Annotated in this window: 6 protein-coding genes and 2 pseudogenes; 6 read left to right on the top strand and 2 right to left on the bottom strand. The window is 57.8% G+C overall.

Annotated features, from left to right (window positions below; genetic code table 11):
- Positions 1–123: 123 nt before the first annotated feature.
- Positions 124–423, top strand: a complete 300-nt coding sequence (locus tag ACWGTI_RS31740; protein WP_454590583.1) for a hypothetical protein — start codon at positions 124–126, stop codon at positions 421–423.
- Between the two features lie 112 nt (positions 424–535).
- Positions 536–692: pseudogene (locus ACWGTI_RS31735) on the top strand (IS5/IS1182 family transposase); the annotation flags it as partial.
- Positions 693–827: 135 nt separating this feature from the next.
- Here the strand turns inward: ACWGTI_RS31735 and ACWGTI_RS31730 are convergent.
- Positions 828–1,250 carry a BA14K family protein gene (locus tag ACWGTI_RS31730; RefSeq protein WP_454590582.1) on the bottom strand — a complete coding sequence of 141 codons (423 nt, stop codon included), beginning with the start codon at positions 1,248–1,250 and terminating at the stop codon, positions 828–830.
- Positions 1,251–3,103: 1,853 nt separating this feature from the next.
- Here ACWGTI_RS31730 and ACWGTI_RS31725 point away from each other — a divergent pair.
- From ACWGTI_RS31725 to ACWGTI_RS31710, 4 genes are all read left to right on the top strand, one after another.
- The gene (locus ACWGTI_RS31725) at positions 3,104–4,381 is read left to right on the top strand and encodes an SIR2 family protein (protein WP_454590581.1); all 1,278 of its coding nucleotides are present in this window, start codon (positions 3,104–3,106) and stop codon (positions 4,379–4,381) included.
- A 2-nt stretch (positions 4,382–4,383) separates the two neighbouring features.
- On the top strand, positions 4,384–6,105 hold the full coding sequence (locus ACWGTI_RS31720; RefSeq protein WP_454590580.1) for an ATP-binding protein: 1,722 nt from the start codon (positions 4,384–4,386) through the stop codon (positions 6,103–6,105).
- 65 nt (positions 6,106–6,170) lie between these two features.
- On the top strand, positions 6,171–7,388 hold the full coding sequence (locus ACWGTI_RS31715; protein ID WP_454590579.1) for a DUF6035 family protein: 1,218 nt from the start codon (positions 6,171–6,173) through the stop codon (positions 7,386–7,388).
- Positions 7,389–7,728: 340 nt separating this feature from the next.
- The gene (locus ACWGTI_RS31710) at positions 7,729–8,301 is read left to right on the top strand and encodes a glyoxalase superfamily protein (protein WP_454590584.1); all 573 of its coding nucleotides are present in this window, start codon (positions 7,729–7,731) and stop codon (positions 8,299–8,301) included.
- Here the strand turns inward: ACWGTI_RS31710 and ACWGTI_RS31705 are convergent.
- A pseudogene (locus ACWGTI_RS31705) lies at positions 8,252–8,503 on the bottom strand (hypothetical protein); the annotation flags it as partial. The gene ACWGTI_RS31710 and the pseudogene ACWGTI_RS31705 sit on opposite strands and share 50 nt — an antisense overlap.

Here is an 8,503-nt window from a genome sequence, read left to right as displayed (position 1 = left end):
GCCCTGCCGGCAAACATCCGCGAATAGCTGTCTCATACGCAACGATCTGGGGATCGTGTGGTGCTAAGGAAACTTGGGGACCGCACATCTCATTGATTATAAAGATCTATTCAAAAACAACTGTTGAAGTCGGGCATTAAGCCGCGCGGGCAGCTGAGTGATCAGCAGGCGCGAAAGGTCGATGCCTTGAAGCGGGGGTCGCACGCATTTGCCACCATGCGCAGCCTGGCGATGCGCTTCAATGGAATCTTGCGTGGGAGGCTGCCTGAACCGCTTGAGGCCTGGATTGACGACGCGATCGGTTCTGATCTTGTTCCCATCATGCGCTTCGCACGCGTCCTCCGCCGCGACATCGACGCCGTCTACGCAGCATTGAGCTGCCATGGAGCAATGGCCAGGCCGAGGGCCAGATCAATCGCCTGAAGACACTCAAGCGAGCGATGTACGGACGTGCTGGCGCCGAATTGCTTCGGGCAAGAATGCTGCCACTTCGCCACACACTTTGAGGCAGAGCCTCATTGAATACAGTGCGACACTGGCCTTCTCCCACGGCGACGCCAACACCGCCGGTGCTCGCCGCCGTCGGCTACAACTTCAGCCTTCTGCTCAACTGGCTGAGGCTTTTGTTCGCCTGCTTCCTGGCGCTGCTCGCAACAGCTCCAGCGTCACCGGTCCAGCCGCGATCAGCCTGACCTCCGGAAAATCAACCAGCATAACCTCTCACCACGGCTGCCTTTCGACGCCCATGCCGGAAATCGCTCTTCTTCACTGCCGACTAAGAAAAAGCGCTGACCGCAAGGCCAGCTTTTTGTCTGGACAGGGAAGCCTCAGTTGGCAGTGCAGAAATGCTGTTCGCCGTCATTGCCGGTGAATGTGCCGGTGCGGGCGTTGAAGCTGCGATAACGGTCCGAGCAATAGACATACCAGTCACGCGTCCACGGTTCGGCACAACGGTAGGCGTAGAACACCTGCGGCTGCGCGTAGTAGCGGCGAACCGGTGCCTGGCGCACCCGTACGTGGCGATGATAGTAATCGCCATAGTAGTAATCGCGTGGCGGCGGCCGGTCATTGGTCAACGCGCCAACGATCAGCGCGCCGGCGGCAGGGCCGAGCACGCCGGCGGCAACCGCGTCGCCGTCGCCGTGATGGCCGTGAAGACGCCAATCACCCGCATTGGCAGCGGGCAAAGTCGCGAGGGTAGTGGCGACCACGGCGGCGGACAGAACGGCCGTCTTGAAAATTCGGTTCATGTCGGATCTCCTTCGTGCCGGCCCGTTGAATTTCAGGGATGCGGTCCGGCGATACCGTGAACAAGCAAGCGGCGTACCTACTTGAAATTTCTGATTTTGCGCGTCTCGGACCGTCGGCATTGTCGACTTGCCGACCTTTTGGGTCCCGATCCGACAATCGACCCACTCCAAAATGCGCCACAGCAAACGGTCTAGTCCGGGCATGTCAGCGGTTCCTTGCTGCCATTGGCGCCCTGGCGTCTACCAAAGGCTTTTACCACACAGTGCCAAGACACCCATGCCGGCGACCTAACAACTCCGGCAGTGGCCACGATGACCACGGTGCAATTAGGCGCAGTCACCAGCCCTGACGGAACTCTTGGGAATTGGTGACAAGGGTGGCGCCGATATGACGGCTCCGCCACGCATGGGGGTTGGGGACGTCCAGGCTGCCAACGACATCAATCCACCAAAACAAAAAACTTCGCCGACGTGGACTGGCTGCCAGGATTGATCTGCTGGTGGCGATAGGGCTCCAGTGTGCCGAATTATCTGTCGTCGTCCGGAATTAAGTGGGGCCGCTGACGTCGTGTGCGAAGTCGTTTCGGCGCTCGTGTAGAAGTTTGGGCGCGTCGCTGCCGCACGACATGCCGCGAAGCATGGTCTCGATCCGGGGAAGACGAATGCTGCCGTCGCCGCTGGTAGCGGCAGCGCAGTTCTGGAGCAGGTGGCAAAGCGCACGAAGGAGTGTGTTCTGACCGTAGGTGGCGATTGCCTCGTAGGCGTCGGCTCCCTCAACGTTGTGTTCGGCGCCTACCCTGAACAACGCGCACCTCCAGGGCGTGCCCTCGCCAGTTGCCACGCTGGCAGGCCTTCCAAACTGCCTGCCGCGAGATTCCTGCCGACTTGGCGAGCAGTTGAGTGGGACGAATGCTTTACTCGACATCTTGCGCTAGTCCCTGGCGGCGAAACGGAAACCACGGGGTAGCAGCTCGAGTTATCCCTGGCGTGACAGCCAAACCTTGGATCTCCGCGCAGCCTCACGAAGCCGTACGGATGTCAGCCATTGGTCGCAGTTCGTTTTGCGAGGGTGTGGAAGGGTGACCGGTGACAGTAGAAGGGATAGCTGGCGCTTGGCCGATAGGGCTGCGGCCTTGGTTTACCAATCCTGGGGTCTTGGGTTGACCAATCCGCTGCCGACCGTAAGCGGGTTTACCAACAAGGGCGGCTAGATTCCATGCAAATCCCACCACTCAATGCCAGTCCAAAATTAACTGTCATTGAGGCCATTGGTAAACCTGATCTTGGATCAGAAACTCCTATCCTCGGCCTGAAAACGCTCTTGTTTTCAGTCGCATAGGCCACACACACGCAAGCCATAATTCCGGACTGGTAAACCCCACGAAATGCCAGATAACTCCGGCATCACACCAGACTGCCATTTATGCGACTTTAATAGCACAAAAAGTGAACACCGATGCTTTGTTTCGCGCTGTGACCCGATCCTACGGGAGCGAGCGGCGCGATGGGACGAAGCTGTTCTTACCGGACCTGACCGTGCATTAAATCAACGTTTGGCGCGGGCCCATAAGCCAGGATTGATGGCACGAGGCCAAAAAATCCGGCCAAGCACGTGAGTATTCGTGGCGGCAACAATTGATGGGCGGCTGCGACAAGGCCGCTTTTCGTTTTAGCATATCATAACATGGGACAGGAAAAGATCCCCCCTTAAGTAAACGCTAATGTATCCGGCAGATTCGGAAACGGAGGCCAGGTCTTCGCAGTAGGCTGGGCGAGATTTTTCAAAGACAACGCGGGGAAATCGGTTCTCCTACGAGGGGGATGCTTGTATGGTTTTGGTTGCGGGAGGGACTATGAGCTATTGGAGCACCAAGTCGGCAGCGGCCGGCAATATCCGTCTTTATGTTCGCGGCGATGGCTGGCGTTCGCATGACGATGTGAAGAACGATAAGGGCGAGGTCATGGAGCGCGGCAGCGCCCGGGCGATTGAAGACTTGCTGACTTCGGCGCTCAATGCCTCGAACCTTCTCCTACTCACCGGTGCCGGATCGTCGTTCTGCGCGAAAAACGAAGGACCGGGCGCAAAGCAGGCGCCGAGCATGCTCAAGTTGTGGGATGCCGTCGTCACGGCTGCAACGCATGAAAGAATCAACAAGATTGCCGCTCTTATGCCGAATGCAGAGGCGGTGGTTGAAGCGAAGAACATCGAGAAATTTCTGACGCATTGCAAAATCTATCTTGAGCTCTTCGGGGCTGAAAAGGCGAAAGACGTTGCCGACTTCATCGGCCTTGCTGAAACAACGATCGAGCGAAGTGTGGATTTCGTCGATGAAACCACGGACTTAAGCGCCCATCAGGCGATCATCCGAAAGATCGCCAGGCGAGGCGCGCGCAAGCCGCGCACTCGGATATTCACTACCAATTACGATCTCGCCTTCGAATATGCCGCTCGAGCGCTCCGATTTACGATGATCGACGGGTTTTCCCATTCGTTGCCGCAGATCTATGATCGCGGTCATTTCGCGCACGACATCGTCAGGCGCGATGGCGGCAGGGACGGTCCTGATTACATCGAAAACGTGTTCCATCTCCACAAGCTGCACGGTTCCGTAGACTGGCGGCGCAAAGGGGCAGAGCTTATCCGTTCCAGGGCCGAAAAAGACGGGCCGGCGGCCCTGATCTACCCTCGCGACAGCAAATACCAGGAGGCATTCGAAACGCACTACCTCGACATGATGGCCGCCTTGCAGAGCGCTTTGCGGGAGCCCGACACCGCCGTCATCATCTCTGGTTTCGGCTTCAATGACGATCACATAACCAAGCCGATACTCGTCGCCATCGAAGCAAATATGAGCTTACGCGTCATAGTGTGCGACCTCGCTTACATCACCGACGCGGAACTCGAAACAAATGCTCACACTCTTTCCCCCGATACACCGACCCGCGCCGGGGCGAGCGCTTTTTTTGGAACATTCAAGCGGCTCATCGATTTCGGCGACCAGAGACTTTCCCTCCTAAGCGGCCGCTTTGACGATCTTGCACAGGCGCTCCCCGATCTCGTCGCTCAGACCGAGCGGGAGCGTCATGTGGAACGACTCAAGATTCTGAATGAGCCGTCGTCGGGATCGTGACCATGCAGAGCCTTGTCGAGCCCGACCGCTATATCGGAACCATTACCGTTGTCAGTGCCTCGATCGCACAGGCAAACTTGCCGCAGGCAACAGCCCGTCCCGAGCGTCGTTCGCTTGCACGGGGCGCGGTCGGCGACTTCGTTTTCATCGACTGCGAAAGCGTCAAGCTTCTGGGCCGCATCATCGAAGTCAAACTGCCCGACAATGAGCGGTTGAGTGTCGAACCCGCGATGGGCAGCCCGCCGGAACCTCATCCTGTCGGCCGGATTCAGCTGCTCGCATCCGTCGACCAGAAAAACCAGAAACTTGTTCGTGGTTTGCGGGCGCATCCGCGCATCGGCGATGCGGTTTATCTCGCGCAGCCGGAACTCTTCGGGGACCTTGCCGCGAACTCGCTTTCCGGGAGCGATCAACTGTCGATCGATCTTGGCCTTTTGAGCGCCGGCGGCGGCATCCATCTAAAATTGCCGCCCGAGAAACTGTTCGGTCGGCATTGCGGCGTGTTCGGCGCCACAGGCGGCGGCAAGAGCTGGACGATTGCCGCCATCCTCGACCAGATCAAGGCGAACGGCGGAAAGTGCATTCTTTTCGATCCGACCGGCGAATTCGCAAATCTTCCATCGGTCACGAAGCACTATGCTTTCAACGACGAGGAAGGTGCCGAGCGGGTTCATTTTCCCTACACACAGACGACGGAAGAGGATTTGTTCGCCCTCTTTCGCCCGTCTGGGCAATCACAAGGCCCTAAACTCAGGGAGGCGATGCGAAGCCTGAAACTTTTACGGGCTTGCCAGGGAATAGAACCGGAAGGCGTGGTTTTCACGGCACGAAAAACGGTTGAAAAAGCCAATCGGCCCCGCGCTCCGTTTTACAACGCGCTTGACTCGCACAGAGACGCGATAAATTCGCCGCTTTGCGACTTCCGGATAACAAGTCTTCCCGAACAGGTAACGGCGGAATGTGTCTGGTCGACGGGGAACAACACCGACAATTGGGGTGGCCCCGACAATTCGGTTGCGCACTGCGAGACCCTTGTCGCCCGCATCAAAACGCTCATCACCACGCACCAGCTCTCTTGCCTTTTTGGCACGGCGGGCCAGTCGCTGGTGCACGTCCTCACAGATTTTTTCGCCAATGACGCGGATGACATCATCCGCATTTCGTTCCGATCGGTGCATTTCGAGCACAACACGCGCGAAATCCTTCTGAATGTCATCGGCCGCTATCTTCTCGGAGAAGCGAGGAAGGGATCATTCCGGGCGCGGCCCGTGATCGTTGCGCTCGACGAAGCGCACCAGTTCCTCGGGCGCACCGTCGGAGACGAGTATGCGAGCGTGCGGCTGGAATCTTTTGGCATTATCGCCAAGGAGGGCCGCAAATACGGGCTGACATCCATCATGGCAACGCAGCGCCCAAGGGACATCCCGCACGATGTTTTAAGCCAGCTCGGAACGCTGATCGTGCACCGCTTGACGAACGATGAAGATCGGCAGGCGGTCGAACGGTCCTGTGGCGATCTCGACAAGAACGCCGCCATGTTTATCTCTACACTCGCCCCCGGCGAAGCCATCATTGTCGGCCCCGACCTGCCGGCGCCTATGCCGATCCAGATTCACGAGCCGCTTATTCCGCCGGATTCAAAAGGACCCGACTACAATAAGTTCTGGCGAGAACGCAAAGCGAAACCCGCCGATCCCGAGAGCGAGGACGAGCTTTTGGTATGAAAGCTCCCGGGAAGCTTGCCGAGCGCTATCGGCGGACGCTGAAGCGAGCCGTGGACCTTCGCAGCATGCAGACGATCAGCTCCGATGAGTTGATAGCCGCAGGGCCTGACCGCTATCACGAAATCCGCAGGACCGCGACGCGCGCGCGCAACGAGAAGACGGATGTCTTCGTCTGCGAGAATTGCGGGTATGCGGTATACGCTCCGCGCGAGCCGCGGACACGCCTGCCCTATTGGCGGCACAGGAAAGGCGCCCCCAGGGATTGCCCATGGTGGACGGGCGATCCCTCCTCCATCGATGAGGTCAATGCCAGCCAGTTTCAAGGAGCGCAGGAAAGCCCGCTCCATCTGAAAATCAAGAACACGATCGCGGAATTGTTAAATGCCGATCCGTTGACGGAACCGGGGTCTGTTGTGACCGACGAATATCTCGTCACGGCAGAAGGACGCCGCCGTCCCGACGTTCGCGCAGTATATGCAGAAAAGCCGATCGCCGTTGAAGTGCAGCTTGCGACGACTCAGATACCGATCATCGATGCGCGCGAGAGCTTTTACGAACGCGAAGGCCGGCACCTGATCTGGCTGACATGGAATTTCGTGCCGGTGGATCGGTCTCGCATGCTCACGGCCTTTGAGGATATCTTCTATTCCCACAACAAGAACCTCTTCTCGTTCGACGAAGAGGTTTTGGCCGTTTCAAAGGCTGATGGCAGCGCTCGCGTACGGGCCTTCTGGGAAGGCGAGACCGGATGGGAGTCGAAGGTCGTGCGCCTTACCGACTTGACGTGGCCGGAAACGGGCCTGCCGTTTGCCGTCGAGCCGCGTCCGCCCTGGCACGAAGATTTCCGGGCACGATGGCTGGACGCCACGTCCGAGAACGGCACGCGCTACCCGGATCGTGTCCACCTACTTGATGAACTGGCGAGCAAACTGAATATGGAAGGCGTTGATGGTGCAGCGTTGAGCGAGGCGGACTTCGAATCCCTCCTCAACTGCATGCTCTCCTTCGTCTTGAAACGGCCCGTCGGTTCGAGACAGCGCAACCTGGCGGAGGTGATCAACACGTTCCTGGCAGGCTCGCGGCGGCACAATTTTGCGAGGCTCATGCGAAAAGTGGTTGTCTCAACAGGCTCGGGAGAATTACTCGATAGGGCGAGCGTGCGGGAGAAGTTTTCAATTGCAGAGCAGGAGCCGCAGGACGGGCCGGAAACGGTCACGGGCCGCATTGCCTTGATGCTATTTCCCGAGCTTTTTCTGAAAACCCCCGTCACCGTGAAGAAATAGCGTAGCCGGTGCGATGGAAGCAAGGAGAGCCGGAATCTTCACGCGCAGTGGTGATGCGGCGAGAGGGATACGTTGCCCCAAATGCCTGCCTTCGGGTCCTTGAACAATTGACGCTATACGAGTCTTGGCTCACGCGGCGGCAGCCGTTGTAAGTTTCGGTAATGACTTGACGTTTCTTGTGTCTGAGGGCAATTTGGTGATGGCCTCCCGCACAGGCCAGTGTGCCCACCATGCAAAGCCTCGCAGTGCGATGTCGCTGAGATCAAACCTACCATTCCCTCCTTGGGACGGGTCTGTCAGCAGTGGGCACATGTTGGATCCGTTACCACGATAGGAATGGATCAAGGGCAATAGCGATCAACTGAAAGAACTGAAAACGGCTGCGCGAAACATTGCCCGTGCCAGGCGAATAAAACATATAGGCGCGTTGGAAGTGATTGCACAGGCATTGGGCTATTCGCATTGGAACGCCCTAACCAATGCAGAAAAGAATGGATGGCGTCCGCCCGCGGAGGATCTAGCTACCGCTGAAGCATTGGTATTTGCCGAAAACCCATTGATCTCGATTGACACTGATCCTTGGCGCGCAATCGGCCATGACAAATTCGAGGGCGAACTTCTGGGGCATAGCTATCGCGTAAGCACGCAGTCGGACGATGTCCGCATGTGGGGACGAGGTTGGGAGGTGACCTTACCCGAGGCCCCCTTAGCTCCTGCTCGTTTTCGAGTAACAGATCGCAGGCTCAAAGCGAATCCGATTGACGACACAAACTTCCGAAATGCCGCGCTCGAAATAGCTTCGGGTTGGCGCAAGCTGGTTCACGCGCGAATGAGCTATGGTCGGAATTGGGTGACGCGTCCGATCAGGCGGCGCGGTGATCCGGTGTCACAGACTGTGCGACACCGTTGGTGAATTTGACGCCGGCGATGACCATTGGCAACTGATTTTCGCCTTTGAGACGACGCCAGGTTTTGGCGGCGCTCATGACCAGCTTGAAGACCATGAGACGCGCTGTCTTGTGCGACAGCGCTCCTTTGGCCCGACTTGAACACCTGGACGAGAACACAAAAAGAACATAGCCACGTAAGTCATTGATTTTTAGTGACCGTAGCTT

It is taken from the genome of Mesorhizobium sp. ArgA1, from assembly GCF_053714375.1.
Note: the sequence above shows the minus strand (reverse complement) of the source record. Positions and strands in the feature narration are given on the sequence as shown.

What these genes read in the sequence shown, in the direction of transcription:
- ACWGTI_RS31730 (WP_454590582.1), bottom strand. Translation starts at nt 1,250, where the DNA reads ATGAACCGAATTTTCAAGACGGCCGTTCTGTCCGCCGCCGTGGTCGCC.
- ACWGTI_RS31725 (WP_454590581.1), top strand. Translation starts at nt 3,104, where the DNA reads ATGAGCTATTGGAGCACCAAGTCGGCAGCGGCCGGCAATATCCGTCTT.
- ACWGTI_RS31720 (WP_454590580.1), top strand. Translation starts at nt 4,384, where the DNA reads ATGCAGAGCCTTGTCGAGCCCGACCGCTATATCGGAACCATTACCGTT.
- ACWGTI_RS31715 (WP_454590579.1), top strand. Translation starts at nt 6,171, where the DNA reads ATGCAGACGATCAGCTCCGATGAGTTGATAGCCGCAGGGCCTGACCGC.